This window comes from Microbacterium marinilacus, from assembly GCF_019753765.1.
GTDB classification, from domain to species: Bacteria; Actinomycetota; Actinomycetes; order Actinomycetales; family Microbacteriaceae; genus Microbacterium; species Microbacterium marinilacus.
Genome location: NZ_JAIJZW010000011.1, coordinates 65,079 through 91,140 on the forward strand (window position 1 = coordinate 65,079; position 26,062 = coordinate 91,140).

At 72.6% G+C, this 26,062-nt stretch carries 24 protein-coding genes; 15 read left to right on the forward strand and 9 right to left on the reverse strand.

Annotated features, from left to right (window positions below; translation table 11 throughout):
• Positions 1-86 precede the first annotated feature (86 nt).
• Both K5S26_RS15715 and K5S26_RS15720 read left to right on the forward strand, forming a co-directional pair.
• On the forward strand, positions 87-719 hold the full coding sequence (locus tag K5S26_RS15715) for an SDR family NAD(P)-dependent oxidoreductase (RefSeq protein WP_308123023.1): 633 nt from the start codon (positions 87-89) through the stop codon (positions 717-719).
• The gene (locus tag K5S26_RS15720) at positions 719-1,204 is read left to right on the forward strand and encodes a hypothetical protein (RefSeq protein ID WP_221859913.1); all 486 of its coding nucleotides are present in this window, start codon (positions 719-721) and stop codon (positions 1,202-1,204) included. The genes K5S26_RS15715 and K5S26_RS15720 overlap by 1 nt, the downstream gene beginning before the upstream one ends.
• Positions 1,205-1,235: 31 nt before the next feature.
• Here the strand turns inward: K5S26_RS15720 and K5S26_RS15725 are convergent, their stop codons facing one another.
• Entirely contained in the window at positions 1,236-1,703 is a 468-nt protein-coding gene (locus K5S26_RS15725) for an Lrp/AsnC family transcriptional regulator (RefSeq protein ID WP_221859915.1), read from the reverse strand.
• A gap of 140 nt (positions 1,704-1,843) precedes the next feature.
• Between K5S26_RS15725 and K5S26_RS15730 the strand changes: the two genes are divergently transcribed.
• The 3 genes from K5S26_RS15730 to K5S26_RS15740 are packed head-to-tail and all read left to right on the forward strand — an operon-like array spanning position 1,844 to position 6,167.
• Entirely contained in the window at positions 1,844-3,205 is a 1,362-nt protein-coding gene (locus tag K5S26_RS15730) for a flavin monoamine oxidase family protein (RefSeq protein WP_221859918.1), read from the forward strand.
• A 47-nt stretch (positions 3,206-3,252) separates the two neighbouring features.
• On the forward strand, positions 3,253-4,812 hold the full coding sequence (locus K5S26_RS15735; RefSeq protein WP_221859920.1) for an APC family permease: 1,560 nt from the start codon (positions 3,253-3,255) through the stop codon (positions 4,810-4,812).
• Positions 4,809-6,167, forward strand: a complete 1,359-nt coding sequence (locus K5S26_RS15740; protein ID WP_221859921.1) for an NAD-dependent succinate-semialdehyde dehydrogenase — start codon at positions 4,809-4,811, stop codon at positions 6,165-6,167. The genes K5S26_RS15735 and K5S26_RS15740 overlap by 4 nt, the downstream gene beginning before the upstream one ends.
• 123 nt (positions 6,168-6,290) lie before the next feature.
• Here the strand turns inward: K5S26_RS15740 and K5S26_RS15745 are convergent, their stop codons facing one another.
• Complete coding sequence (locus K5S26_RS15745) at positions 6,291-7,175, reverse strand: Lrp/AsnC family transcriptional regulator (RefSeq protein WP_221859923.1); 885 nt, start codon at positions 7,173-7,175, stop codon at positions 6,291-6,293.
• 227 nt (positions 7,176-7,402) lie between these two features.
• Here K5S26_RS15745 and K5S26_RS15750 point away from each other — a divergent pair, with 227 nt between their 5' ends.
• The 3 genes from K5S26_RS15750 (at position 7,403) to K5S26_RS15760 (ending at position 11,284) form a co-directional block, all read left to right on the forward strand.
• Positions 7,403-8,947 carry a purine-cytosine permease family protein gene (locus K5S26_RS15750; protein WP_221859925.1) on the forward strand — a complete coding sequence of 515 codons (1,545 nt, stop codon included), beginning with the start codon at positions 7,403-7,405 and terminating at the stop codon, positions 8,945-8,947.
• 62 nt (positions 8,948-9,009) lie between these two features.
• Positions 9,010-10,038 carry a dimethylarginine dimethylaminohydrolase family protein gene (locus K5S26_RS15755; protein WP_221859927.1) on the forward strand — a complete coding sequence of 343 codons (1,029 nt, stop codon included), beginning with the start codon at positions 9,010-9,012 and terminating at the stop codon, positions 10,036-10,038.
• Positions 10,028-11,284, forward strand: coding sequence for a M20 family metallo-hydrolase (locus K5S26_RS15760; protein ID WP_308123026.1), 1,257 nt, complete (start codon positions 10,028-10,030; stop codon positions 11,282-11,284). The genes K5S26_RS15755 and K5S26_RS15760 overlap by 11 nt, the downstream gene beginning before the upstream one ends.
• 129 nt (positions 11,285-11,413) lie before the next feature.
• On the opposite strand, the gene K5S26_RS15765 is transcribed toward K5S26_RS15760, so the two are convergent.
• Both K5S26_RS15765 and K5S26_RS15770 read right to left on the reverse strand, forming a co-directional pair.
• Positions 11,414-13,099 (reverse strand): amidase, encoded by a 1,686-nt coding sequence (locus K5S26_RS15765; RefSeq protein WP_221859929.1) that lies wholly within the window; start codon positions 13,097-13,099, stop codon positions 11,414-11,416.
• On the reverse strand, positions 13,096-14,169 hold the full coding sequence (locus K5S26_RS15770; RefSeq protein WP_221859931.1) for an agmatine deiminase family protein: 1,074 nt from the start codon (positions 14,167-14,169) through the stop codon (positions 13,096-13,098). The genes K5S26_RS15765 and K5S26_RS15770 overlap by 4 nt, the downstream gene beginning before the upstream one ends.
• A 66-nt stretch (positions 14,170-14,235) precedes the next feature.
• On the opposite strand from K5S26_RS15770, the gene K5S26_RS15775 reads away from it, so the two are divergent.
• Genes K5S26_RS15775 through K5S26_RS15785 form a run of 3 tightly spaced genes read left to right on the forward strand, consistent with a single transcriptional unit; the run spans position 14,236 to position 16,674 of the window.
• On the forward strand, positions 14,236-14,859 hold the full coding sequence (locus K5S26_RS15775; RefSeq protein ID WP_221859933.1) for a TetR family transcriptional regulator C-terminal domain-containing protein: 624 nt from the start codon (positions 14,236-14,238) through the stop codon (positions 14,857-14,859).
• Positions 14,860-14,911: 52 nt separating this feature from the next.
• Positions 14,912-16,024 carry an L-cysteine desulfhydrase Cds1 gene (gene cds1 / locus K5S26_RS15780; RefSeq protein ID WP_221859935.1) on the forward strand — a complete coding sequence of 371 codons (1,113 nt, stop codon included), beginning with the start codon at positions 14,912-14,914 and terminating at the stop codon, positions 16,022-16,024.
• Positions 16,021-16,674, forward strand: a complete 654-nt coding sequence (locus K5S26_RS15785) for a nucleoside/nucleotide kinase family protein (protein WP_308123027.1) — start codon at positions 16,021-16,023, stop codon at positions 16,672-16,674. The genes cds1 and K5S26_RS15785 overlap by 4 nt, the downstream gene beginning before the upstream one ends.
• Positions 16,675-16,688: 14 nt before the next feature.
• Here K5S26_RS15785 and metX read toward each other — a convergent pair whose 3' ends face one another.
• Together metX and K5S26_RS15795 are read right to left on the reverse strand one after the other, a co-directional pair.
• Complete coding sequence (metX, locus tag K5S26_RS15790) at positions 16,689-17,900, reverse strand: homoserine O-acetyltransferase MetX (RefSeq protein ID WP_221859939.1); 1,212 nt, start codon at positions 17,898-17,900, stop codon at positions 16,689-16,691.
• Positions 17,901-18,054: 154 nt separating this feature from the next.
• A complete protein-coding gene (locus tag K5S26_RS15795) occupies positions 18,055-19,386 on the reverse strand; it encodes a bifunctional o-acetylhomoserine/o-acetylserine sulfhydrylase (protein ID WP_221859941.1) in 1,332 nt (443 codons plus the stop codon).
• Between the two features lie 172 nt (positions 19,387-19,558).
• Between K5S26_RS15795 and K5S26_RS15800 the strand changes: the two genes are divergently transcribed.
• Genes K5S26_RS15800 through K5S26_RS15815 form a run of 4 tightly spaced genes read left to right on the forward strand, consistent with a single transcriptional unit; the run spans position 19,559 to position 22,240 of the window.
• The gene (locus K5S26_RS15800) at positions 19,559-20,335 is read left to right on the forward strand and encodes an SDR family oxidoreductase (protein ID WP_221859943.1); all 777 of its coding nucleotides are present in this window, start codon (positions 19,559-19,561) and stop codon (positions 20,333-20,335) included.
• A gap of 25 nt (positions 20,336-20,360) precedes the next feature.
• Complete coding sequence (locus tag K5S26_RS15805) at positions 20,361-20,861, forward strand: phosphoribosyltransferase (protein WP_221859944.1); 501 nt, start codon at positions 20,361-20,363, stop codon at positions 20,859-20,861.
• Positions 20,862-20,881: 20 nt separating this feature from the next.
• A complete protein-coding gene (locus K5S26_RS15810) occupies positions 20,882-21,595 on the forward strand; it encodes a uracil-DNA glycosylase (protein WP_221859946.1) in 714 nt (237 codons plus the stop codon).
• 9 nt (positions 21,596-21,604) lie between these two features.
• A complete protein-coding gene (locus K5S26_RS15815) occupies positions 21,605-22,240 on the forward strand; it encodes a GNAT family N-acetyltransferase (protein ID WP_221859948.1) in 636 nt (211 codons plus the stop codon).
• 16 nt (positions 22,241-22,256) lie between these two features.
• Here the strand turns inward: K5S26_RS15815 and K5S26_RS15820 are convergent, their stop codons facing one another.
• The 3 genes from K5S26_RS15820 to phnC are packed head-to-tail and all read right to left on the reverse strand — an operon-like array spanning position 22,257 to position 26,037.
• Positions 22,257-23,336, reverse strand: coding sequence for a TIGR03364 family FAD-dependent oxidoreductase (locus K5S26_RS15820; RefSeq protein WP_221859950.1), 1,080 nt, complete (start codon positions 23,334-23,336; stop codon positions 22,257-22,259).
• Positions 23,333-25,147, reverse strand: coding sequence for a PhnE/PtxC family ABC transporter permease (locus K5S26_RS15825; protein ID WP_221859952.1), 1,815 nt, complete (start codon positions 25,145-25,147; stop codon positions 23,333-23,335). Before K5S26_RS15825 ends, K5S26_RS15820 begins: the two co-directional genes overlap by 4 nt.
• A complete protein-coding gene (gene phnC, locus K5S26_RS15830; protein WP_221859954.1) occupies positions 25,144-26,037 on the reverse strand; it encodes a phosphonate ABC transporter ATP-binding protein in 894 nt (297 codons plus the stop codon). Before phnC ends, K5S26_RS15825 begins: the two co-directional genes overlap by 4 nt.
• Positions 26,038-26,062 lie beyond the last annotated feature (25 nt).

The following is a 26,062-nucleotide window of genomic DNA, read 5'->3' on the forward strand; positions in this document are numbered from 1 at the left end:
CCCCCCCGCCGGCCGGGGGGGGGGGGCGCGCCCCCCCCCCGCGCCGCCCCCCCCCCCCCGCCCCCCGCCCCCCCCCCCACCCGCGGGTGGTCGAGGTCGCACGCGGTCTCGCCGCCGCGTCCGGCTCCGACGACGCGGCGCACGGCCTCGTCTTCGACGCCGCGGACGAGCAGAGCATCGTCGAGCTCGTGCGCGACGCGACGCGTGTCCTCGGCCGGATCGACACGCTCGTGACGTCGCACGGCATCCTCACCGAGTCGCCGCTGCAGGACATGGCGCTGACCCAGTGGGACGAGACCCTGCGGATCGATCTGACGAGCGTCTTCCTCCTGTGCCGCGAGGTGCTGCCGGGCATGCGCGCCCGCGGGGACGGCCGGATCGTCAACGTGGCCTCGCAGCTCGGTCAGAAGGGCGGCGACGGGATGGCGCACTACGCGGCGGCGAAGTCGGGCGTGATCGCCATGACGAAGTCGCTCGCGCTCGAGGTGTCCCGCGACGGCGTGCTGGCCAACTGCATCGCGCCCGGCCCGATCAACACCCCCCTCGTGGAGGCGATCAGCGACGACTGGAAGACGGCGAAGCGCGAGGAGCTGCCCCTCGGTCGCTTCGGCGAGGTCGACGAGGTCGCGCCGACGGCGGTGATGCTCGCCTCGAGCCCGTTCGGCGACCTCTACGTCGGGCAGACGCTCGGGCCCAACAGCGGCGATGTGATGCCCTGATGTGCGGCGCGTGCGGCGGCGCGGTGCTGAGCGGAGCCGACAGGCTGCTCAACAGCGCCTACGGGCGCACCGTCGCCGCCGCGCTCGCCAACGAGCTGGCACCGCGCCTGGCCGTGCGGCCATGGGCGATCGGCTGGGTCGTCCGGACGCCGAGCGGAGGCGCAGGCAGCCCCGCCACGTCGGCCGAGCTGTTCGCGCGGCTCGCGGCGGGGCTGTCCGAGCGCCCCGGTGGCGAGGCATCGAGCCCGGTCGGCCTCCTCGCCCGCCTGCGGCAGCCGGCCCACAGGCCGGTCGAGACGGACCGCGCGACGTTCCCGGCGGCGGAGGTGCTCACTGCCGGAGGCGCGTCGCCCGCGCCTGCCGACCGAGTGCTCCATCACGTCTTCGCCGCGGGGCTCTCCGCGGCCCTCCGGGGCGTCGAGGAGCAGGTCGTGCTGGCCGATGCGGAAGGGGCATGGCGGCTGCGCTGCACGCCGCGTCATTGACTCCGCGGCCGGAGCCGCGGCGCGAGCGCGGTCAGCGGGTTCCCCAGTTGTACAGCTGCTTGTGCAGCTTCAGGTAGACGAGCGTCTCGGTCGACGTGATCCCCGGGAGCGTGCGGATCCGCGAGTTCAGCAGCTCGATGAGCTCCTCGTCGTCCTCGCACACCACCTCGGCGATGAGGTCGAAGGATCCGGCGGTGAGCACGACGTAGATCACGAAGGGCATGGCGCTGAGCGCCTCGGCGACGGTGCGGGTGTCGCCGGACACCCGGATGCCGACCATGGCCTGGCGTGCGAAGCCCATCTGCACCGGGTCGGTCACCGCGACGATCTGCATCACGCCCGACTCGGTGAGGCGCTGCACGCGCTGGCGGACGGCGGCCTCGCTGAGTCCCACGGCCTTGCCGATCTCCGAGTACGGGCGCCGCCCGTCCTCCTGGAGCAGCTCGATGATCGCCTTCGAGGTGTCGTCCAGCACGGGGGTCGCTCGTCGTGAGGCCATGCGACGAGTATCCCATTCGACGCGCGCCGGTGAAGATTCCTTACTCAAAGGCGTCGTTGGCTTCGAAATCAGTAGCTCAGATAAGTATCTGCAACGGATTTCGTTGTGCGGGGCGAGGCCGGTGGCCTATGCTCGCCCCCATGACGCAAGAGATCATCCGTGACGTCGCGATCGTGGGCGCCGGCCCCGCTGGTCTGACCGCCGCGACGCGGCTCAAGGCAGCGGGGCTCAGCGTGGCCGTGCTCGAGGCCCGCGACCGCGTCGGCGGTCGCACGTGGACAGACGACATCGACGGCGCGACCCTCGAGATCGGCGGCCAATGGGTGTCGCCCGACCAGGACGCGCTGCTCGAGACGCTCGACGAGCTCGGGCTCGAGACCTTCCCGCGGTACCGCGAGGGCGACAGCCTGTACATCTCGAGGACGGGAGAGCTCACCCGGTTCACGGGCGACATCTTCCCGGTGCCGCCCGAGACCGAGGCGGAGCTCGTGCGTCTCATCGGCACGCTCGACGCGCTGGCGGCCGAGGTCGACCCCGACCGCCCGTGGGAGCACCCACGTGCTGCCGAGCTGGACAGCGTCTCCTTCGAGGCGTGGCTCGAGGCCGAGACGACCGATCAGGAGGCACGCGACAACATCGCGCTCTTCATCGGACCGGCCATGCTCACGAAGCCCGCTCACGCGTTCTCGACCCTGCAGGCGCTGCTGATGGCGGCGAGCGCCGGCAGCTTCACGAACCTCGTCGACGCCGACTTCATCCTCGACCGGCGGATCGTCGGCGGCATGCAGGAGGTATCGGTCCGCCTCGCCGCGCAGCTGGGCGACGACGTGCTGCTGGGGCAGCCCGTGCGGCGCATCCAGCACGGGCCCGACGGCGTCGTGGTCACCAGCGACCACGCCGTGGTGCGGGCGCAGCGCGTCGTGCTCGCCCACGCCCCGGTGCTGTACAGCCGCATCACCTTCGACCCGCCGCTGCCTCGCCGCCAGCACCAGCTGCACCAGCATCTGTCCATGGGCCTCGTCATCAAGGTCCACGCCGTCTACGACCGGCCGTTCTGGCGCGAGGACGGCCTGTCCGGCACCGTCTTCAGCCCGTATGAGCTGTGCCACGAGGCGTACGACAACACCAACCACGGCGACGACCGCGGCACGCTCGTGGGCTTCGTCTCCGACCAGAGGGCCGACGGGGTGTTCGAGCTGTCCGAGGCCGACCGCCGCGAGCGGATCCTCGAGTCGCTGGCCGCGTACTACGGGCCCCAGGCGAAGAGTCCGGTCGTCTATTACGAGAGCGACTGGGGCGCCGAGGAATGGACGCGCGGCGCCTACGCCGCCAGCTTCGACCTCGGCGGCCTGCACCGCTACGGCGCCGACCTGCACACCCCGGTCGGCCCCATCCGCTTCGCCTGCAGCGACATCGCCGGCGCGGGCTATCAGCACGTCGACGGCGCCATCCGCATGGGCCGCCGCGTCGCGCAGGACCTCATCACCGAGCTCGGCACCTGACTCCCCACCCGGGACCGAGCGCACCCGACCCCAGAGGAAACCGATACATGACTCAGAGCACCCAGACCGGCGAACCCGGTCTCATCACGCAGGTGATCTCGAACAAGGGACTGGCGGTCGGCGCCGTCGGCCTGTTCGGAGCGACCGTGATCGGCGTCTCCACCGTCGCCCCGGCCTACACGTCCACGGCCTCGATCGGCCTCGCCGCGGCGGAGGTCGGGGAGCACGCGCCGGCCGTGATCCTGCTCGGCCTCATCCCCATGCTGCTGGTCGCGCTCGGCTACCGCGAGCTCAACCGGGTGATGCCCGACTCCGGCACCACCTTCACCTGGGCCACGCGCGCGTTCGGGCCGTGGGTAGGCTGGATGGCCTCCTGGGGCCTCGTGATCGCGACGATCCTGGTGCTCTCCAACCTCGCGGCCGTAGCCGTCGACTTCCTCTTCCTGCTCATCTCGCAGCTCACCGGCAACGCCGAGATCGCGAACCTCACGAGGAACCCCTTCGTCAACGTGGCCGTGTGCCTGCTGTTCATGCTCGGCGCGACCTACCTGTCGTACCGGGACATGAAGGAGTCGAAGGTCTTCCAGGTCGTGCTCGTGGTCTTCCAGGTCGCGGTGCTGCTGCTGTTCGCGGGGCTCGCGATCGGCGAGGCAGCGGCGGGCGACGCGCCGCACGCGATCCCGTTCGACATCGGCTGGTTCAACCCTCTCGGCGTCTCCGACCTCGGCGCCATCGTCGCCGGCCTGTCGGTGTCGATCTTCATCTTCTGGGGGTGGGACGTCACGCTCACCATGAACGAGGAGACGACCGACCCCGAGCGCACGCCCGGCCGCGCCGCCGCCCTCACGGTCGTCATCGTCGGCGCGCTGTACCTGCTGCTCACCGTCGCCTCGGTGATGTTCGCGGGCGTCGGCGACGAGCCAGGGGGCCTGCTGCACGAGGACGTCGTCGAGAACGTGTTCTTCGGCCTCGCCGACTCGGTGATGGGGCCCTGGGCGTTCCTGATCTCCCTCGCCGTCCTCGTCAGCTCGGTCGCCTCGCTGCAGTCGACGATCATCGGGCCCGCCCGCACCCTGCTGGCGATGGGCCACTACGGCGCGCTGCCCGCTGCCTTCGACTCGGTGAACCCCCGGCACAAGACCCCGGTGTTCGCGATCATCGTCTCGACCACGGTCGCGAGCGCGTTCTACGTGGTCATGCGCTTCGTCAGCGAGAACGTGCTGTGGGACACCATCCTCACGCTGGGCATGATGATCTGCTTCTACTACGGGCTCACGGCGTTCGCGTGCGTGTGGTTCTTCCGGCACCAGTGGCTCGACTCCGCCGGAGCGTTCCTGACCCGCTTCCTGGCGCCGCTCATCGGCGGCGTCACGCTGCTGGCGATGTTCGTGATGACGCTGCGCGACTCCTTCGACCCCGACTACGGCTCCGGCGCCAACATCGGCGGCGTGGGCATCGTGGGCATCCTCGGCGTCGTCATCCTGTTGCTCGGCGGGATCATCATGGCGATCATGGCTGTGCGCCGCCCGGCCTTCTTCCGGGGCGAGATCCTGCCGATGCAGTCGCCGGCGAGCCAGAGGACCACGAACGAGAGGACGAACCGATGACGTACGCCGTCGTGAACCCCGCCACGGGCGAGACCCTGGCCGAGTACCCCTCCGCGACCGACGCGGAGATCCAGGACGCGCTCGCCCGCGCGCACGCCGGCTTCGCCGCCTGGCGCGCGACGCCGGTCAGCGAGCGGGCCGCCACGGTCCGCCGCGTCGCCGAGCTGCACCGGGAGCGCCGCGACGAGCTGGCCCGCGCGATCGTGCGCGAGATGGGCAAGCCGCTCGCCGCGGCCGAGGGCGAGGTCGACTTCGCCGCGGACATCGTGGAGTTCTACGCGGACAACGCCGAGCGGATCACGGCCGACCAGCCGCTGGACATCCTGGGGGAGGGCTCGGCCGTCGTCCGCCGGTCGCCGCTCGGGGTGCTGCTGGGCATCATGCCGTGGAACTTCCCCGCCTACCAGGTGGCGCGCTTCGCCGCGCCGAACCTGGTGATCGGCAACACGATCGTGCTGAAGCACGCGCCGCAGTGCCCGGAGTCGTCGGCGATCCTCGCGGCGATCTACGCCGATGCCGGCCTGCCGGACGGCGGATACGTCAACGTGTACGCGAGCAACGAGCAGGCGGCGACGATGATCGCCGACCCGCGCGTGCAGGGTGTGTCGGTGACGGGATCGGAGCGCGCCGGCTCGGCCGTGGCCGCGCTGGCGGGACAGCACCTCAAGAAGGTCGCGCTCGAGCTGGGCGGCTCGGACCCGTTCGTGCTGCTGTCGACCGACGACCTCGACACCGTCGTGCAGAACGCGGTCGACGCCCGCCTCGACAACAACGGCCAGTCGTGCAACGGCGCCAAGCGCTTCGTCGTCGTGGACGACCTGTACGACGCGTTCCTCGAGAGGTTCGCGGCCGCGATGGCGGCGGCGCCCCTCGGGGATCCGCTCGCCGAGGACACGGTGCTCGGCCCGCTGTCGTCGTTCGCCGCGGCCGAGCGCCTGCAGGCGCAGGTCGATGGCGCCGTGGCGCAGGGCGCGCGCGTCGTCGTGGGCGGTGAGCGCTCCGGCGCCTACTTCCCGGCGACGGTGCTCGCCGACGTCACCCCCGACATGGACGTCTACCGCGAGGAGCTGTTCGGCCCCGTCGGCGTCGTCTACCGCGCAGCCGATGAGGCGGACGCGATCCGGATCGCGAACGACACCCCGTTCGGGCTCGGGTCGTACGTCTACACGACCGACCCGGCGCAGGCCGGACGCGTGGCGGACGCGATCGAGGCGGGCATGGTCTACGTCAACTGCGTGCTCGCCGACAGCCCCGAGCTGCCGTTCGGCGGCGTCAAGCGCAGCGGCACGTCGCGCGAGCTCGGGCTGCTCGCCGCCGAGGAGTTCGTGAACAAGAAGCTGATCCGCGTGGCGTGAGCCGTTCGTCTTCGCACGACGCAGGATCCACGTCGCATGACGCAGGATCCGGAGCGGCGGGCTCGGCACGCCGCCGGACGCCGTGTCCGTCCCCTCGGATCCTGCGTCGTGCGGAACGCGGCGTCACAGCGTGACGCGGGCGTAGGTCTCCTTCTTGACGTCGAGGTGCACCCAGGCCTCGGCGGTGCGCACGCCCGACCAGCCCCGCAGCTGCTCGACGACCGCCAGCAGCCGCGCCGCGCCCTCGGCGCGCACGGTGACGATGACGTCGAACGCCCCGAGCGACTCGGCCGCGAAGATGACCGAGTCGTGCGTCTGCAGCCGAGCGACGACGTCCGCGCCGGCGCCGTCGAGCACGATGCCGATGCCGAGCGCGGGCGTCCCGGTCGCCGAGCGATGCCGCACGACCGCTCCGATCCGCAGCGCCCGGGACGCGAGCAGGCGCACCACCCGGTGGCGCACCGCGGTGGGCGAACCTCCCACGCGGCGGGCGATCGCCGCGAACGGCAGCCGCCCGTCCTGCTCCAGCTCGGCGATGATGCGGCGGTCGCGCGCATCGACGGCGCCGTCGAACGGCCCGACCGGGCCGAGCACGTCCCGGACCACGGTGAGGTAGCGGGTCACGTCCGCGCGCCGGACGCCCGGCACCTCGCGGATCCGGGCGACGGCGCTCGCGATCGCGGCGTCGTCGCGCGCACGCAGCTCCAGCACGACCGGGGCGTCGCCCGTCACGAGCGACACGAACGTCGCGTCGTCCTCGGCGGCGACCGCATCGGCCACCGGCGCCGCGGGGCCGTCGACAGCGAGGCGCAGATACGCCATCGCGCCGAGGCCCAGCACGGCGGGATGAGCCGCCCCTCGCACCTCGAGCCGCCGCTCCGCGATCAGGCGGCGCACATGCTCGGCAGCCGTGGTGCGCGCCGTGTGCGTGGCCGCACCGAGCTGCGCGAACGACAGCCGGCCGTCGGCCTCGAGCAGGTGCACGATGCGCTCATCGAGGTCGTCCATGCGTATCCGCCTCTCCGTGGGCGCCGATCCCGATTCGCGGAAGTTCGGGCGCTGATCGATCGCATCGACCCGACATCCATCGGGATGAACGTCAGATTAGCGCTCATCCGACGTCGAATCGGGCAATGTTTCCGGCGCGTGACGCTCGACGTGATGTCGGCGCGACGTGCATCCCCTACAGTCGGGCCACGCTCGGCACACGCCGGCGCCCCGACGAAAGGCCCGCCATGGTCAGCACCGTCTCCGCCGCCGCGGGGCTCAACGCTCCGCCCTCGACCACCGTCATCGAGCAGTACGGCACCGGTACGATCCCCGACGCGGATCGCACGGCACGCCCGCTCGACCTGTTCCGCCTCGTCTTCGGCGGCGCGAACACGATCGCGACCGTCGTGCTCGGCACGTATCCGATCCTGTTCGGGCTCTCGTTCCGGGACGGCGTGATCGCGATCGTTCTCGGCCTCGTGGCCGGCGCCCTGATCCTCGCCCCCCTGTCGCTGTTCGGCCCGCGCAACGGAACGAGCAACTCCGTCGCCTCGTCCGCCCACCTCGGCGTCCACGGTCGTGTCGTCGGCTCGTTCCTGTCGCTGCTGACCGCGGTCGCCTTCTTCTCGATCTCGGTCTGGTCCTCCGGCGACGTGCTCGTGGGCGGGGCCGAGCTCGCGTTCGGACTGCCCGCGAGCGAAGGCAGCTACGCGGTCGCGTATGCGCTGTTCGCGGTGCTGGTGCTGGTCGTCTGCATCTACGGCTTCCGGTTCATGCTGCTGGTGAACAAGATCGCCGTGATCGCCGCGACCGCGCTGTTCCTGCTCGGCATCGTGGCCTTCGCCGGCACGTTCGACCCCGGCTACGCCGGCATCTTCGGGCCGGGGGCCGACGCCGCCACGCAGGCGCTCTACTGGCCGTCGTTCCTCGGTGCCGCGCTCGTGGTGATGTCCAATCCCGTCTCGTTCGGCGCGTTCCTCGGCGACTGGGCGCGCTACATCCCGCGCGACACCCCCAAGCGCCGGGTGATGGCCGCAACGTTCCTCGCGCAGGCCGCCACGATCGTGCCCTTCCTGTTCGGGCTGGTCACCGCCTCGATCGTCGCGACCGCGATCCCCGACGCGCTCGCATCGGGCGACTACGTCGGCGGCCTGCTGCAGATCTCGCCGTCGTGGTACTTCGTCCCCGTCTGCCTGATCGCGCTGATCGGCGGCATGTCGACCGGCACCACCGCGCTGTACGGCACCGGGCTCGACTTCTCGAGCGTGTTCCCGCGCTTCAGCCGCGTGCAGTCGACCGTGCTGATCGGCGTCATCGCCATCGCCATCATCTTCGCGGGCCGCTTCCTCTTCGACGTCGTCACCTCGATCTCGACCTTCGCCGTGCTGATCGTCACGTGCACCGTGCCGTGGATGGTTGTCATGATCGTCGGCTGGGTGACCCGTCGCGGCTGGTACGACCCCGACGCTCTGCAGGTGTTCAACCGCCGCCAGCGCGGCGGACGGTACTGGTTCGCGCACGGCTGGAACTGGCGTGGGCTCGCCGCGTGGCTCGTCTCCGCGCTGGTCGGGCTGCTGGCGGTGAACCTGCCGGGTCAGTTCGAGGGGCCGCTCGCTGCGCTCACCGGTGGAGTCGACCTCAGCATCCCGCTCGGGATCGGCCTCGCCCTGGTGCTGTACCTCGGCCTGCTGTGGCTGTTCCCGGAGCCTCGCGACGCGTTCGGCCCGGACGGGCCGCGGTTCGTGCCCGCCGGCCCCGCCGCCGGGATCCCCGTCACGGACGCGCGCTGATCGCGCCCACCCCCGCCGGCGCGACCTCGTCGGCATCCGCCCCACCTCGCAAGGAGAGCACCATGCCTGCTGCCCACGTCGTCGACCGGCCCGACCCGCTCGAGGAGATGAGCGACGGGCTGTTCCACGAGATCCTCGGCCCCGTCCCCTTCCCCGCGTTCTCCGAGCCCGATCAGCTCGAGCGCGTGTGGGGTCGGCGATGGGGAGCGGCCGACGAGGTCGGTCGGCTGCGCTCCGTGCTGGTGCGTCGCCCCAGCGCCGGTCTCGAGGCCATCGCTCGTGCCGGCCAGGCGGCGTACCGACCCGACCTCGGCGCCTTCCTCGACCCCGATCGGCGCTGGTACTGGGCCGGGCGCGAGCTGCCCGACCTCGAGACGCTGCACCGGGAGTACGACGGGTTCCTCACCGCGCTGCGCGCCGAGGACGTCGAGATCGTCGAAGCTCCCGCCCTGGAGGATCGCTTCACGAAGGCCGTGTTCACCCGCGACCCGCTCGTGACCATCCCCGGCGGCGCGATCATCGGACGGCTCGCCCCGGACATGCGCCGCGGGGAGGAGCTGTCGATCACGCAGACCGTCGCCGCGCACGGTCTGCCGATCCTCGGCACGATCACGGGATCCGGCCTCGTGGAGGGCGGTAGCTTCGTGAAGGTGCGGCGGGACCGCGCGTTCTTCGGGACGTCGGTGCGCTGCAACCCCGAGGGCTATCGTCAGCTCGCGCGCATGCTCGACCAGCACGGGATCGCGCTCGAGCGCGTGCAGATGCCCGGCTTCCAGATCCATCTCGACCTGTGCTGTCTGATGCTCGACGACGACCTCGCGCTGATCAACCCGCGCATCGCGCCGTACGACTTCCAGGTGCGGCTCCACGAGCTGGGCATCGAGACCGTCGCGGTCGAGCCGAGGGAGGACTGGGCGTGCAACGCGCTCGTGCTCGACCGGCGCCGGGTGCTGTTCCCGTCGCACCTGCCGCGCACGGCCGAGCTGCTCTCCCGGCACGGGGTCGAGGTCGTCCCGGTCGACTACCGGGAGATCAACAAGAACGGCGGCGGCCTGCACTGCTCGTCGATGGAGCTGCGTCGTGACTGGTGAGCGGATGACGACGGACGAGCGCGAGTACCTCGACGCCTTCGAGGCGGTGTCGCGGTTCGGCGCGACGCCGCGCCGAGGGGTGGACCGCGAGGCGGGCACGCCCGCGGACGGCGAGATGCGCCGCTGGCTGCGGGGCTGGCTGGCCGAGCGCGGCTTCCGGGTCGGCACCGATGCGATCGGCAACGTCTTCGGGCTGATCGAGTGGACGCCCGGCGCACCCTTCGTGCTCACCGGGTCGCACCTCGACAGCCAGCCGCTCGGAGGCCGCTACGACGGCGCCTACGGCGTGATCGCGTCGGCGTGCGCCGCGGCGCGGCTCGCGCGTCGAGTGGCGGCCGGGCAGGCCCCGCCGCCGTACAACGTCGCCGTCGTCGACTGGTTCAACGAGGAGGGGTCGCGCTTCCCGCCGTCGATGATGGGGTCGAGCGTGTTCACCGGCAAGCTGCCGCTCGAGGCGGCGCTCGCGGTGACCGATGCCCGGGGGATCAGCGTCGCCGACGCGCTCGACGCGCTGGGGGAGCGAGGCGATGCGCCCGCGCCCGCCGTGCGCGCGTACGCGGAGGTGCACGTCGAACAGGGGCGTGTGCTCGAGGACGAGGGCACGACGATCGGGCTGGTGACCTCCACCTGGGCGGCCCGCAAGTTCGACGTCACGGTCGACGGCGAGCAGTCGCACACCGGATCGACGGTGATGGCCGATCGTTGCGATGCGCTGGTCGGCGCGGCGCACCTGGTGCTCGCGGTGCGGGAGCTGGCGCAGCGGCATGCGGACGGCCCGCTGCACACCTCGGTCGCCCGTTTCGACGTCGAGCCGAACTCGCCCGTTGTCGTGCCGCGACGAGTCCGGATGAACATCGACCTGCGCAGCCCCGATCCTGCCGTGCTGGACGCCGCGGAGCGCGAGCTCGACGCAGCCGTGGTCGCCGCGCAGGCCGCCGCGCAGGTCGAGATCCACCGCGTGCCGACGCACGCCTGGGACCGGCAGCCGTATCAGGCGGCCGGCGTCGGGCTCGCGCGCGAGGCGGCCGCGGCGGCGGGGCTCAGCCACCGCGAGATCATGACGATCGCCGGGCACGACTCGACGAACATGAAGGATGTCGCCCCCACGGTGATGCTGTTCGTGCCGTCCGTCGACGGCGTGGCGCACAACGAGGGCGAGCTCACGCCCGACGGCGACTGCCTGGCGGGGGTCGAGCTGCTCACCGAGGTACTCGCGCGGCTGTGCGCCGGCGCCGAGATCGGCTGAGCCGGCAGGCCACCGCCTGCACGACGCAGGATCGCGAGCCCCGTCGCGGCGCGCGCGCCGTCAGGGGCGCCGCCCGTCCCATCCGGTCCTGCGTCGTGCGGCTCCCGGCGGGGCGGGGCGGCCGCGCGGTCAGGGCAGCGGCGGGGCGAGAGGCGGCGGGGTGCGCCGGGCGCCGGTGGCCTCGAACGCCGCGGCGAGCCGCAGCAGCGCGGAGTCGTCGTAGGCGCGGCCGGCGAACGTGAGGCCCACGGGCATCCGGGTGTCCGGCATCGTGCCCATCGGCACGGTCACGGTGGGGACGCCGAGGTGACGGATCGCGAGGTTGCCGTTCGCCACCCACACGCCGTTGCGCCAGCCGAGGTCTGCGGACGCCGGGTTCACGTCCATATCGGCGGGGGCGACGTCCGCCATCGCCGGGAACACCGCGGCGTCGAGCCCGAGGTCGTCCATCCAGCGCTCGAGGTCGGTGCGGCGCGACTCCTCCAGGCCGGCGAGGCCGGGCGCGAGGTCGGCGAAGTCGTCGAGCGTCGTGCCCGGGTGCCGGCGCACCCACTCGGGGTAGGCGGCGATTTCGTCGTCGAAGCCGGCGTACCGGTCGGGCAGGGCGCCGGCTGCCGGCGGGAAGACCGTCGCACCGTCGACGCCGGCGAGCCCCGGCAGCGCCGGGTCGCCGTTGGCGGCGAGGAAGTCGTCCCAGGCCCATGCCGACAGGTCGAGGATCTCTCGATCGAGGAACTCCGGAGAGACCAGCCCGCGGGTGCGGATGGTCGGGGCGCCCGGCCGGTCGCCCTCGTAATCGGTCACGAGCGGGAAGCCGATCTCGACGACCTCCGCCCCCGCGGCCTCCAGGGTCGCGCGGGCCTGCCTCCAGAGCTCCAGCACGGACGGCCGCGTCTTGATCGGCCGCCCGGTCGACCCGCCGATGCCGCCGTCCGGCGCGGTGCCGGCATCCGGGTCGGCGCCGATGTACATCCGTGGCACCCCGATCCGGGCGCCGAGGAGACGGGCGCCGTCTGCCAGCGCCGGATAGGACGCGGGGCGGACGTCCGATGCCCGGGGGATCGGCACCCAGGGCTGCGTGCGCCAGAAGTCGCCGCGCGGGGTCGGGTCGTCGGCGACGACCACGTCGAGGACCTCCAGGAGGTCGGCCATGGTGCGCGTGTGCGGCACGACGACGTCCATGGTGGGAACGAGCGGCCAGTTGCCGCGCACCGAGATGACCCCGCGCGACGGCGTGTACGCGCACAGCGCGTTGCACGACGCGGGCGCGCGGCCGCTCGACCAGGTCTCCTCGCCGAGCCCGAACGCCGCGAGGCTCGCGGCCGTCGCCGTCCCCGAGCCGTTCGACGAGCCGGATCCGAAGGCGCTCGTCAGGTAGTCGGCGCTGTACGGGCTCTCCGCGCGCCCGTAGAGGCCGCGCTGCATGCCGCCGTTGGCCATCGGCGGCATGTTCGTGAGCCCGAGGCAGATCGCCCCGCCGTCCCGCAGGCGCTCGATCGTGAAGGCGTCGCGCTGCGCGACCAGATCGGCGAACGCGGGGCTGCCCGCCGCCGCGGTGAGCCCGCGCACCAGGTAGCTGTCCTTCGCGGTGTACGGGATGCCGTCGAGCGGGCCGAGCGTGTCCCCGGCGGCGCGGCGCGCGTCCGAGGCGGCCGCCTCCTGCAGGGCGGCGGGGTTGCGCACGACGACCGCGTTGAGGGCGGCGTAGGCGTCGATGCGGGCGAGGTACGCCCCGACCAGCTCGACGGCGCTCGCGCGGCCGTCGTCGAGCGCCGCGCGCAGCTCGGCGATGGACGCCTCGTGCACCTCGATCACGGTCGGCCTCCCGCGGTGGCCGCCGGCTGCGCACCCGCCGCGCGGTTCGGCGCGACGGCCGGCTGCTGCTGGGTGATGCAGTGGATGCCGCCGCCGCGCGCGAAGATCTCGCGGGCGTCGACCGTGACGACGTCGCGCCCCGGGTACTCCTCGGCCAGGATCGCCGCGGCGCGCGAGTCGGCCTCGCGCTCGCCGAACCCGCACGCGATGACCGCGCCGTTCGCGGCGAGGTGGTTGACGTAGCTCCAGTCGACGGGGCCGTGGTCGTCGGTCAGCGTGGCGGGGGCGGGCAGGTCGACGATCTCGAACCGCCGTCCCGCCGCGTCCGTCTGCTCGGACAGCAGCGCCCGCAGCTCGCGGGTGACGGCGTGGTCGGGATGAGCGGGGTCGGGCTGGCTGTGCAGCAGCATCCGCCCTGGCGAGGGGAGGGCGGCGACGATGTCGACGTGTCCGTTCGTGCCGAAGTCGTCGTAGTCGCGGGTCAGGCCGCGGGGGAGCCAGATCGCGCGGCTCGCGCCGAGGGTGCGGGTCATCTCGGCCTCGACGCCGGCGCGGTCGGCGCCGGGGTTGCGACGCGGGTCCAGCTGCACCGTCTCGGTGAGCAGCACGGTGCCCTCGCCGTCGACGTGGATGCCGCCGCCCTCGTTCACGAGGTCGGAGGGGATGAGCGCGGCCCCCGTCAGCGCGGCGATCAGCCGGGCGTGGCCGGCCGACCGCTCCCACTCGGCCCAGGCGGGCGATCCCCAGCCGTTGAAGACCCAGTCGACCGCGCCGAGGCGCTCGCCGTCGGTGACGAACGTGGGGCCGTGGTCGCGCATCCAGAACTCGTCGACGGGCGCCTCGATCAGCTCGATCGCGGACGAGAGCATGCGCCGGGCGCGCGTCGTCTCGGACGGGTCCACGAGCATCGAGACGGGTTCGTGCTCGGCGATCGCGTGGGCCACAGCGGCCCACGCGGCGTAGCCGGCCTCGCGTTCCGCGGCACCGGCGCCGAGAGTGGTGCCCTCGCGCGGGAAGGCCATCCAAGTGCGTTCGTGGGGAGCGGTCTCCGCGGGCATCCGCCAGGTCATGCGCATCCTTCGTGATCGTATTGATCTAGCGATCAATATAAGCACGGTACCGACTACGCTGAAGGCGTGTCAACCGATTCGCGTCCGGCCCGACGCCCGCGCGCCCCGCGCCTCGCGCCCGAGGCCCGACGCGCGCTGATCGCCGACGCCGCCTGCGCGATCGCGGCGGAGGACGGCCTCGCGGCGATCACCATGCGCGCCGTCGCCGCGCGCGCGGGCGTCGCGCCGGCGCTCGTCGCCCACTACGCGGAGTCGGGGATGGACGGCCTGGTCGCCCTCGCGTTCGAGCGCATCGTCTCGCGCGAGCTCGTCGACGTCGCGGCGATCGTGGCCGCCCAGCCCGCCCCGCGCGCGGCGATGGCCGCGATGATCCGCACCCTCGCCGGCGGGGAGCGCGACGAGGTCACCGGCGTCTGGGTCGAGGCCTGGGCCCTCGGTCGACGCAACGAGGCGCTCGCCACGACCGTGCGCGCGCAGATGGACGCCTGGCAGCGGCTCGTGCAGGACGTCGTCGACGCGGGCGTCGCGACCGGTGACTTCCGCGTGACCGATCCGGCGCTCGCCGCCTGGCAGGTGCTCGGCATGATCGACGGCACCGGCGCGCAGTCGCTGGTGCGCTGGGGCGAGACCGGCGACCGCTCGGCGCTGCTGCTGCGGGCCGTCGAGGCCGTGCTGGGCGCGACGACCTGAGCGGGCCGGCCCTCCGACCGGGCGGGGCCGACGTCCTCGATACGCTGAGAGCATGCCCGACACGGACGCCGTCCCGCCCGCATCCCGCGACGCCTGGGTGCGCGACGCGATCCGGCTGATCGAGGCCGACGCCAACCGCAGCGCCGACACGCATCTGCACGTGTTCCCGCTGCCGCCCGAGTGGGGCATCGACCTGTACCTGAAGGACGAGTCGGTGCATCCGACGGGCTCGCTCAAGCATCGGCTGGCGCGCTCGCTGATCCTCTACGGACTCGTGAACGGTCGCATCGGACCGGCGACGGTGCTCGTGGAGGCGTCCAGCGGGTCGACGGCCGTGTCGGAGGCGTACTTCGCCCGGATGCTCGGGCTCGACTTCGTGACCGTCGTGCCCCGCTCGACCAGCCGCGAGAAGATCGAGCTGATCGAGTTCTACGGCGGCCGCTGCCACTACGTCGACGAGCCGGGCGCGATGTACGACGAGGCCGAGCGGCTCGCCGCCGAGAGCGGCGGGCACTACCTCGACCAGTTCACCTACGCCGAGCGCGCCACCGACTGGCGCGGCAACAACAACATCGCCGAGAGCGTGTTCGAGCAGCTCTCGGCCGAGCGCTACCCGGTGCCCGCCTGGATCGTCGTCGGCGCCGGCACCGGGGGGACGAGCGCCACGTTCGGCCGGTACGTGCGATACCGCCGGCATCCCACGCGCATCGCCGTCGTCGACCCGGAGAACTCGGCGTTCGCCGACGGCTGGCGCGCCGCGATGCGGGGAGAGGACACCGCCGCGGTCGTCGGTCGCCCCTCGCGCATCGAGGGCATCGGCCGCCCCCGGGTCGAGCCGTCCTTCGTGCCGGGCGTGATCGACGAGATGATCACGGTGCCCGACGCCGCGTCCCTCGCCGCGATCCGCCTGCTGCACGCGCGCACCCTGCACTGGGCGGGCGGCTCCACGGGCACCAACCTGTTCGGCGCCTTCCAGCTGATCGCCCGCATGCGCGAAGAGGGGCGGACCGGCAGCGTCGTCACGCTCATCTGCGACGGCGGCGCGCGCTACGCGCACACCTATTACGACGACACGTGGGTCGCGGCGCAGGGACTCGACCCGGCCCCGCACCTCGCCCGCATGGAGCGCTTCCTCGACGCGGGGGAGTGGGGCGACCCCGCGTGAGCGATCGTGGCGCCTTCCTCGACGATCTGGCGTCCACCGTCCCCCTGCCCGAGAGGGGCGGCGCCAGCGTCCTGGTGGGGATCGACGGCGTCGACGGAGCGGGCAAGACGGTGCTGGCGGACGACCTCGCCGCCCATCTGGCGCGCTCGGCGAACGTCGTGCGCATCTCGATCGACGGATTCCACCGCCGCCGGGAAGAGCGTCACCGCAGGGGGTCGCGCTCGCCGGAGGGGTTCTGGCGCGACTCCTACGACTACGACGCGTTCCGCGCCGAGGTCGTCGCGCCGTTCCGATCCGGCACCGGCACGTATCTCCCGGCGTCTCACGACCTGTCCAGCGACGCGATCCTGACCGGGCCGCGTCTGCCGGTCGTCGCCGGATCCCTGGTGCTGGTCGACGGCATCTTCCTCCACCGTCCGGAACTGCGCGACGCCTGGGACCACTCGGTGTTCCTCGACGTGCCGTTCGAGGAGTCCGCTCGACGCATGGGACTGCGGGACGGGCTGCCCGTCGACCCGGAGGCGAGCGAGAACGCGCGGTACGTCGGCGGTCAGCGGATGTACCTCGCGGAGTGTCGACCCGCGTCCCGCGCGACCGTGGTCGTCGACTACTCGGATCTCACGGCCCCGCGCATCCTGCCCCGGGGCTGATCCGGCGGGGCGCGTCAGGCGGGGGCGTCGAGCAGGCGGCGAAGATGCGCGCCGACGACGGTCGTCTCGATGAGGAAGCCGTCGTGGCCGAAGTCGCTCGCCAGGACGACCGCGTCGTCGCCGTCGAGCGTGCGGGCGATGCCGCGCGCGATCCGGTGCTGGCCGTCGACGGGGAACAGGCGGTCGGTGTCGATGCCCAGCACGAGGGAGGTCGCCGTGACGCGGCGCAGCGCCTCCTCGACCCCTCCGCGGTCACGGCCCACATCGTGCGAGTCCATCGCCTCGACCAGGCGGATGTAGCTGTTGGCGTCGAACCGCCGCGTGAACTTGTTGCCGTGGAAGTCGAGGTACGACTCCACCGCGAAGCGCCCGCCGTGACCCAGCGGGCTGACGCCCGACTGCCACGACCGCTGGAAGCGCTGGTTGAGCTCGGTGGGGCTGCGGTAGTTGAGCAGCGCCATCCGCCGCGCGAGGGCGAGACCGCGATGGGGCCCCTCGCCGTCCGCGGCGTCGTAGTACTCGCCGCCGCGGAAGCGGGGGTCGATGTGGATGGCCTCGAGCTGCACCGAGTTCAGCGCGATCTGGTCCGCGGTGTTGACCGGCGGCGCCGACAGTACGGCGAGCCGCGCCACCCGGTCTGGCTGCCCCACGGCCCACTCGAGGGCGTGCATCCCGCCCATCGAACCGCCGATCACGGCGGCCCAGACGTCGATGCCGAGCGCGTCCGCGAGGCGCACCTGCGCGGCCACCTGATCCCGGACGGTCAGGTAGGGGAAGCGCGACGCCCACTCCTCGCCGTCGGGGTGGATGCTCGCGGGGCCCGTCGAGCCCTGGCAGCCGCCGAGCATGTTCGGTGCGATGACGAACCAGCGGTCGGTGTCGATCGGGGCGCCGGGGCCCACGATGTCCTGCCACCATCCCGCGGTCGGATGTCCCGGTCCCGCGCCGCCGCTGACGTGGCTGTCGCCCGTCAGGGCGTGCAGGATCAGCACCGCGTTGTCCCGCGCGGGGCTGAGCTCGCCCCACGTCTCGTAGGCGAGGCGGAACGACGGCAGCGACCCGCCGCCCTCGAGCGCCAGCGCTCCGAACCCGGCGAACCGGCGGTCTCCGGCGGGGTCGCCGTCGCGCCACGCCCCGGAGGCGCGGGGACGGCCGACCATCGAACGGGCGTCCGCCTCGGTCACGAGGCTCGACGGCACCGTGTCCTCGGAGATCTGCCAGTCCATGCGCTTCATTCTGCCGTGCCCGCGCAAGGCGGCCGGACAGTGTTACGCGGGGCCCGGTCGAGGGGACCCGCGGGCTCAGACAGCGAGAATCCGTCCCCGCGCCGAGAATGCGTGTGATGCCTGCATTCTCGGCGCAGGGACGGATTGTCGGGGATCAGGCGCGTGCGGCGGCCGAGACGGCCCGCGCGGCGGCGAGCGCCTGGTCGAGGTCGGCGATCAGGTCGTCGACGTTCTCGAGGCCGACCGAGAGGCGCACGAGGCCGGGCGTGACGCCCGCCGTGAGCTGCTGCTCGGGCGAGAGCTGCGAGTGCGTCGTCGACGCCGGGTGGATGACCAGCGAGCGCACGTCGCCGATGTTCGCCAGGTGGCTGAACAGCTCCAGCGCGTCGACGAACGCGCGGCCGGCGTCCACGCCTCCCTTGAGCTCGAACGACAGCACGGCGCCGACGCCGTTCGGCGCGTAGCGGTTGGCGGCGGCGTACCAGGGCGAGGTCGGCAGTCCCGAGTAGTTCACGGTCGCGACATCGGCGTGGCCCTCCAGCCACTCGGCCACCTGCTGCGCGTTGTGCACGTGGCGCTCGACGCGCAGCGACAGGGTCTCGATGCCCTGGATCAGCTGCCACGCGCTCTGCGGCGCGATCGACGACCCCAGGTCGCGCAGCAGCTGCACGCGGGCCTTGATGATGTACGCCAGCTGGTCGCCGACGGCGTCGGTGTACACCGCGCCGTGGTACGAGGGGTCGGGGGTGGTCAGCCCCGGGAAGCGCTCCCCGTTCTCCGACCACCGGAACCGGCCGCCGTCGACGATCACTCCGCCGATGACCGTGCCGTGGCCGCCGAGGAACTTCGTCGCCGAGTGCACGACGATGTCGGCGCCGTGCTCGAAGGGACGGATCAGATACGGCGTCGCGATGGTGTTGTCGACGATCAGCGGCACGCCGCTCTCGTGGGCGATGTCGGCGACCGTGCGGATGTCGAGGACGTTGATCTGCGGGTTGCCGATGGTCTCGGCGAAGAACAGCTTGGTGTTCGGGCGGACCGCTGCGCGCCAGGCGCCCGGGTCGTCCTGGTTCTCGACGAACGTCACGTCGATGCCGAGCTTCGCGAGCGTGTACTTGAACAGGTTGTACGTGCCGCCGTAGATGGACGACGACGAGACGATGTGGTCGCCGGCCTGCGCGATGTTCAGCACCGCGAAGGTCTCGGCGGCCTGGCCGCTCGCGACCAGCAGGGCGCCGGGGCCGCCCTCGAGCGCGGCGAGGCGCTGCTCGACGACGTCCTGCGTCGGGTTCTGGATGCGCGTGTAGATGTTGCCGAACTCCGCCAGTGCGAAGAGGTTCTTGGCGTGGTCCGAGTCGCGGAAGACGTACGAGGTCGTCTGGTAGATGGGCGTCGCCCGGGCGCCGGTGACGGGGTCGGGCGCGGCTCCCGCGTGGATCTGCAGGGTCTCGAAGCGCAGCGACTGCGGCGTCTGGTCGTCGGTCATGGAAACCTCCGGTGTCGGGGTGAAGCTGGGGGCGCCCTCCTTCGGGCACGACACGACGCTAGGGGGCGCCGTGACATAGCACAATCGCCCGGACACGCGTCGTCACATAGCCGTCGCCGGGCGTCACATTCCGCCGCCGTCGTCGCGCCGCCGGCCCCGGTACGGTTGTCGTATGGCGAACAGGCGTGCGGTCGTGACCGGTGCGAGCTCGGGGATCGGCGCCGCCGCGGTGCGCGCGCTGCGGCAGTCGGGATGGGACGTCGTGGGCGTCGCGCGGCGCGCCGACCGGCTCGAGCGGCTCGCGGCCGAGACCGGGGCATCGGTGTTCGCGGCCGACCTGACGTCGCAGGCCGACGTCGACGCGCTCGCCGCGCACCTCGCGCAGTCCGGCGACCTGCACGCGCTCGTGCACGTGGCGGGCGGCGCGCGCGGCGCCGACCGCGTCGAGGACGGCGACCCCGCCGACTGGACCTGGATGTACGAGGTCAACGTGCTCTCGGCCCAGCGCCTGGTGAGCGCGCTGCTGCCGCAGCTGCGGTCGTCGATCCGCGAGGGCGCCGGCCACGCCGACACCCTCTTCGTCACCTCGACGGCCGCCCAGACGGCGTACCCCGGCGGCTCCGGCTACAACGCGGCGAAGGCCGGCGAGTCGATGCTCGTGAACGCGCTGCGCCAGGAGCTCAACGGCGAGCCGATCCGCGTCGTCGAGATCGCCCCCGGCCTCGTCCACACCGAGGAGTTCAGCCTCAACCGCCTCGGCAGCAAGGAGGCCGCCGACCGCGTGTACGCGGACGTGGAGGCGCCGCTCGTGGCGGCCGACGTCGCCGATGTGATCGCCTACGCGCTGAACGCGCCGGGGCACGTCAACCTGGATCTCGTGACGATGCGCCCGGTCGCGCAGTCGGCGCAGCACCTCCTCGCGCGCGGACCGCTGACGCCGCGCGGCTGACGCCTAGACACACGAAAGGACGCATGTGACAGACATCCGGGAGACCCTGACCTGGGACGGTTTCGGGGAGGCGACGCGCGACCTCGCGCGGCGGATCCTCGACGACGGCTTCGAGCCGGAGGTGGTCGTGGCGATCGCCCGGGGCGGTCTGCTGCCCGCCGGCGCGATCGCCTACGGGCTGGGCGCGAAGAACTGCGGCGCGCTGAACGTCGAGTTCTACACCGGGATCGGCACGGTGCTGGACGCCCCCGAGGTGCTGCCGCCCGAGCTCGACATGGCGTACCTCGACGGGCGCCGCGTGCTGCTCGTGGACGACGTCGCCGACTCGGGGCGGACGCTCGCCCTCGCGGTCGACCTGCTGACGGCGCAGGGGGCCGACGTGCGCTCGGTGACGATCTACACGAAGCCGTCGACGATCATCACGCCCGACTACGCCTGGAAGGACACCGGCCTCTGGATCGACTTCCCGTGGTCGGCCAAGGGCACGGTGCGGGAAGAGGACGCCGGCGCCGAGGCGTCGGCCTGAGCGGGACGGCGGGCGACGACATGGCCATGACGCTGCCGCAGCTCGCCGAGGCGGGGCTGATGGACGCCGGCTGGGCGGACGCGCTCGCGCCCGTCGCGGGAGACATCGCCGCCCTCGGCGACCGGCTCCGCGCGGAGGTCGCCGAGGGGCGGGGCTACCTGCCGGCCGGCGACAACGTGCTGCGCGCGTTCCAGCGGCCGCTGGCGGACGTGCGGGTGCTGATCGTCGGCCAGGACCCGTACCCGACCCCCGGTCATCCGATCGGGCTGTCGTTCGCGGTCGAGAGGCACGTGCGCCCGCTGCCGCGCAGCCTGTCGAACATCTACCGCGAGCTGCAGGACGACCTCGGCATCGAGCCGGCGGCGCACGGCGACCTGTCGGCATGGAGCGACCAGGGTGTGATGCTGCTCAACCGCGTGCTCACGGTGCGCCCCGGTACGCCCGCCTCGCACCGCGGCTGGGGCTGGGAGAAGGTGACCGAGCTGGCGATCCGCGCGCTCGTGGAGCGCGATGCGCCGCTCGTGGCGATCCTGTGGGGCAGGGACGCCTCGAGCCTCAAGCCCCTGCTCGCGCCGCAGGGCCGTGCCGGGTTGCCCTGGGTCGAGTCGCCGCACCCGTCGCCGCTGTCCGCGAGTCGCGGCTTCTTCGGCTCGCGTCCGTTCTCGCGGGCGAACGCCCTGCTGGAGCAGCAGGGGGCCGAACCCGTCGACTGGCGGATCCCGCCCGCGCCGTAGGCTGAGCCCATGCTGGAGGAGGAGTACCAGAAGCGCCGCGTGCTGCCGCGTCATCTGCGCAAGCAGACCGAGCCGGAGCGCCCTTTCTCGTATGAGATCCGTCCCGCGACGCTCGAGGACATCCCCGACATCCGCGAGATCTACAACTACTACGTGCGCAACTCGGTGGTGACGTTCGACGAGAAGGCCTGGTCGCACAAGCGGTGGCGCGAGAAGTTCGAGCACCTGCAGAAGCTCGGCCTGCCGTTCCTGGTCGCCGTCGCGCCCACGGGGCAGGTGCTGGGCTATGCGCTGGTGTCGCCGTGGGCCAGCAAGTCGGCGTACCGCTACACGGTGGAGAACTCCGTCTACCTCGGTCAGGCGGCGACGGGGAAGGGCCTCGGCCGCGCCCTGCTCGAGGCGCTCATCGAGGCGTCCGAGCAGATCGGCCTGCGCCAGCTCGTCGCCGTGATCAGCGACAAGGGCGCGGAGGCGTCCATCGCCCTGCACGAGAAGCTCGGCTTCGAGGAGGTCGGCCGGATGGGCAAGGTCGGCTACAAGTTCGACCGGTGGCTCGGCACGATCTACCTGCAGAAGCAGCTGAACCCCAGGAAGAAGCCGGGCATCCTGAAGCGGATGCTCGGGGCGGGCGCCTCGGAGGAGTGAGGCCCGCGGGGCCTCGTCAGAACAGCTCGGCCACGACGGCGTCGGCGAGCCCGAGCCCCGTGGTCATGCCGATGCCGGTCGTGACCGACACGACGCGGACGCCGTCCATCGGCGCCGCGCGCAGGAAGTCCTGCGGAGCCGAGGCGTACACGCCCTGCCAGCGCTGCCGGATCCGCAGCTCGCGGCCGAACATGCGGCCGGCCAGGCGGGAGAGCAGCTCGAACGCCGCCTCGTCCTGGAACGGCGAGACCGACAGACCTCGCGCATGCGTGTCGCCGACGAGCAGCGAGCCGTCGGGGCGCTCGGCGTACATCTGGTTCACGTCGCGCGCCAGCAGCTCGGGCTCCTCGGCCTCGATGCGCCGGCGCAGCGCCCCGGCCGCCGTCGTGCCGGCGAACGCCGAGTAGCGCAGCATCGACGACCCGGTCAGCACCGGCACCCCGAGCCCCACGCCGTCGGCCAGCATCATGTCGAGGGCGCAGCGCTCGATGCCGTGCCGATCGGCGACGTCCGGCAGCAGCTGGTCCACGTCGTGGTTGACCGCGACGACGATCGCCGACGCCGAGATCTCGCCCCGGGTCGTGTGGAGCGCGCCCGGCTCGACGCCGAGGGCGCCGGTACGCCAGCGGAACTCGACGCCTCGCCGCGCGAGGTGGCGGGCGAGCGCGGGGCCCGCCTCCCGCGGATCGACCTGCAGGTCGCGAGGCAGGTAGGCCCCGCCGAGCGCTCCCACGACCGGGACGCGGCGCATCACGTCGTTGCCGGAGAGCGCCGTGCCCTCGCCCGCCTCCGCCAGGACGGCGAGCTCCTCGTCGCTGCGCGCCACGACCAGCGTGCCCGGCGCGCGCAGCCAGAAGCCCGCCCGAGGCGCGTGGCGCAGCCAGAGCTCGCGCGTGCGCTCCGCGTGCTCCCGCGCCTCGCCGCGGTGGGCGGAGGTGCCGATGTGCCCGAAGTTGCGCACGGTCGCACCGGCGACGCCCGCTGCCCGGTCGACGACGACGACCCTCAGCCCGCGTTCCACGGCGGCCGCCGCGTGGCCCAGGCCGACGATGCCGGCCCCGACCACGGCGAGGTCGTAGGACTCCCGGGCGGTCACCTCAGCGCGCGCCGGATCAGCAGGGAGGCCGACTCGACCACGACGACCATCGCGACGATCACCAGCAGGAACGCGAGCATCTGGTCGAAGTGCCGGCCGTTCATCGCGTTGAGCAGCAGGAAGCCGATCCCCCCGCCGCCGACGATGCCGAGCACGGTCGCCGAGCGGATGTTCTGCTCGAGCAGGTACAGCACGTGGCTGACCAGCGACGGCACCGACATGGGCACGGTCGACGAGAAGAACACCTGCGGCCTGCTCGCCCCGCCCGCCATCAGCGCGCGCTCCGGCCCCGGCGGCACCTCCTCCATCGAGTCGCCGATCAGCTTCGCGAGCAGGCCGACGCCGCCGATGCCGAGCGCGAGCGCCGCCGCCTGGGGGCCGAAGCCGGTCGCGATGATGAACAGGATCGCGACCACGAGGTCGGGGATGGCCCGGATGACGAGCGCCACGCCGCGGAAGAAGTTGCGGACGCCGCCGTTCGGGGCGACGTTGCGCGCCGACAGGGGGCCGATGACGGCGGAGAGGATCGCGCCCATCAGCGTCGCGGCGAAGGCCACCTCGAGCGTCACGAGCGCGGCCGCGAGGACGCTCTCGAACGTCCTGTCGCCGAAGGTGATGGGCCAGACGGCGCGGTCGAGCTGCGCGTTGTGCACCTGGTCGATGCGCCAGTCGGAGAACAACCGGGTCAGGTCGGGCTGCACGTACACGAAGGACGCCACCACGACGGCGATGCCGCCCCAGACCCACACGGCGGTGCCGACGCGGCCCCGGTCCCAGGGGCGCCGCAGCGCGGCCTCCACGCGCGTCGCGCGGTCGTCGGGCCGCCGCTCGGCCGCCTTCGCCGCGAGCCCCATGGCTCCTCGCACGACCGTGTCGCCGACCCCGCGGCCGCGGGGCCGCACGCCGAGCAGCTTCGCGCGGATCGAGGACGACACGATCTCGAACACGATGCAGAGCGCGATGATGATGACCACGAGCGGGATCACGCGACGCATGCCCGCGGGGCCCGCGTGCATGGCGCCGCTCAGCTCGGCGCCGATGCCCGCCACGCCGACATAGCCGAGGATGACGGTGCCGCGCAGATTGATGTCGGCGCGGTGCAGCGCCACGGCGATCCAGGCGGGGAGCGCCTGCGGGAAGATCCCGGCCCAGAACTGCTGCGTGCCCGATCCGCCCGCCGAGCGTATGGCCTGCCGCGGCCCCTCGTCCGTCTGCTCGATCGCGTCGGCGAACATCTTCGAGATCATGCCGACCGAGTGGATGCCGACCGCGACGATCGCGGGCAGGATGCCGGACCCGAACCACAGGAAGATCAGGAACACCGCGATGGCGGCGTCGGGGATCGCGCGGCACACGACGCCGATGCCTCGGCACACGAGGCGCACGACGGGATGCGGCGAGGTGTTGGCGGCGGCGCCGTAGGCGACCGGCACGGAGAGGACGACCGCGACGGCGGTGCCGGCGATCGTGAGCGCGAGCGTCGTCAGGATGACGCCGACCATGTGCCAGATCGGCTCGAAGCCGACCCAGGTGATCGTGTAGACGGTGCCCTCCGAGCCGCGCACGCCCGACACGTCCCAGCCGGGCCACTGCATCGGCGTGGCCATCCCCAGGAACCGCGAGATGTTGCCCCACGTCGCGTCGAGGGTCTTGAAGCTGTAGTCGAGGCCGATGAACGACACCACGCCGAGCACCGCGATGGCGATCAGGGTCGCCGCGCTGACGATGGTGGACAAGCGGGGTCGGGGGCGGGGGACGCCCGCGATCCGCTCCGCCAGCGTGGAGGCGGGCGCCTCGGCGACCGCGGTCACGCCGGCTCTCCGTTCGCCGCGTCCTCGGCGGAGCGCTGCGCGGCGGCGCGGCGCATCTCCGCCGTGAGCACCTGCTCGCGCGCCTCGGCGAGCTCCGCCTCGACCGCGAGGATCTCGCTCGTCGACGTGGCGACCCGGCCGTAGATCTCCATGACCTGGTCCTTGCTGAGCCCCTCGGTGGGGGTGTCGAGCACGACCTCCCCGCTGCGCAGGCCCACGATGCGGTCGCCCCAGCCGAGCGCCAGATCGACCTGGTGCAGCGAGCAGACCACGGTGAGGCCGCGCTCGGCGGCGATCTCGCGGATGAGCCCCATGACCTGGTCGCTCGACTCGGGGTCGAGCGAGGCGACCGGCTCGTCGGCGAGCAGGATCTCGGGGTCCTGCATCAGCGCCCGAGCGATGGCCACGCGCTGCTGCTGGCCGCCGGAGAGCGTGTCCGCGCGCTGGTAGGCGCGGTCCAGCAGACCGACGCGGTCGAGGTGCTCAAGGGCCTTGCGGCGCAGGTGAGCCGGGTACGTCCAGATGCCGATGCGCGGGCCGCGGAGCGTGGAGAGGGAGCCGGTGAGCACGTTCTCGAGCACGGTGAGCGGCCCCACCAGCTCGAACTGCTGGAAGATGAAGCCGATCTTGCCGCGCAGCTCGCGCAGCGCGGTGCCCGTCAGCGCGGCGACCTTCTCGCCGAGGGAGACGACCGAGCCCGCCGTCGGGGTCTCGAGGCCGTCGATGTGGCGGAGCAGCGTCGACTTGCCCGATCCGGACAGGCCCAGCAGCACGACGATCTCGCCGCGGGCGACGGACAGCGACACCCCCGTCAGGGCGGCGCTCGACGCGCCGGGATAGGTCTTCCCCAGGCCGGTGATCTCGACGGCGGGGGCGGCGGTGTTCGTCATGTCACTTCAATCCGTGTCGGGGCGC

What these genes read in the sequence shown, in the direction of transcription:
- K5S26_RS15720 (WP_221859913.1), top strand. Translation starts at nt 719, where the DNA reads ATGTGCGGCGCGTGCGGCGGCGCGGTGCTGAGCGGAGCCGACAGGCTG.
- K5S26_RS15725 (WP_221859915.1), bottom strand. Translation starts at nt 1,703, where the DNA reads ATGGCCTCACGACGAGCGACCCCCGTGCTGGACGACACCTCGAAGGCG.
- K5S26_RS15730 (WP_221859918.1), top strand. Translation starts at nt 1,844, where the DNA reads ATGACGCAAGAGATCATCCGTGACGTCGCGATCGTGGGCGCCGGCCCC.
- K5S26_RS15735 (WP_221859920.1), top strand. Translation starts at nt 3,253, where the DNA reads ATGACTCAGAGCACCCAGACCGGCGAACCCGGTCTCATCACGCAGGTG.
- K5S26_RS15740 (WP_221859921.1), top strand. Translation starts at nt 4,809, where the DNA reads ATGACGTACGCCGTCGTGAACCCCGCCACGGGCGAGACCCTGGCCGAG.
- K5S26_RS15745 (WP_221859923.1), bottom strand. Translation starts at nt 7,175, where the DNA reads ATGGACGACCTCGATGAGCGCATCGTGCACCTGCTCGAGGCCGACGGC.
- K5S26_RS15750 (WP_221859925.1), top strand. Translation starts at nt 7,403, where the DNA reads ATGGTCAGCACCGTCTCCGCCGCCGCGGGGCTCAACGCTCCGCCCTCG.
- K5S26_RS15755 (WP_221859927.1), top strand. Translation starts at nt 9,010, where the DNA reads ATGCCTGCTGCCCACGTCGTCGACCGGCCCGACCCGCTCGAGGAGATG.
- K5S26_RS15770 (WP_221859931.1), bottom strand. Translation starts at nt 14,169, where the DNA reads ATGACCTGGCGGATGCCCGCGGAGACCGCTCCCCACGAACGCACTTGG.
- cds1 (WP_221859935.1), top strand. Translation starts at nt 14,912, where the DNA reads ATGCCCGACACGGACGCCGTCCCGCCCGCATCCCGCGACGCCTGGGTG.
- metX (WP_221859939.1), bottom strand. Translation starts at nt 17,900, where the DNA reads ATGGACTGGCAGATCTCCGAGGACACGGTGCCGTCGAGCCTCGTGACC.
- K5S26_RS15795 (WP_221859941.1), bottom strand. Translation starts at nt 19,386, where the DNA reads ATGACCGACGACCAGACGCCGCAGTCGCTGCGCTTCGAGACCCTGCAG.
- K5S26_RS15800 (WP_221859943.1), top strand. Translation starts at nt 19,559, where the DNA reads ATGGCGAACAGGCGTGCGGTCGTGACCGGTGCGAGCTCGGGGATCGGC.
- K5S26_RS15810 (WP_221859946.1), top strand. Translation starts at nt 20,882, where the DNA reads ATGGCCATGACGCTGCCGCAGCTCGCCGAGGCGGGGCTGATGGACGCC.
- K5S26_RS15815 (WP_221859948.1), top strand. Translation starts at nt 21,605, where the DNA reads ATGCTGGAGGAGGAGTACCAGAAGCGCCGCGTGCTGCCGCGTCATCTG.
- phnC (WP_221859954.1), bottom strand. Translation starts at nt 26,037, where the DNA reads ATGACGAACACCGCCGCCCCCGCCGTCGAGATCACCGGCCTGGGGAAG.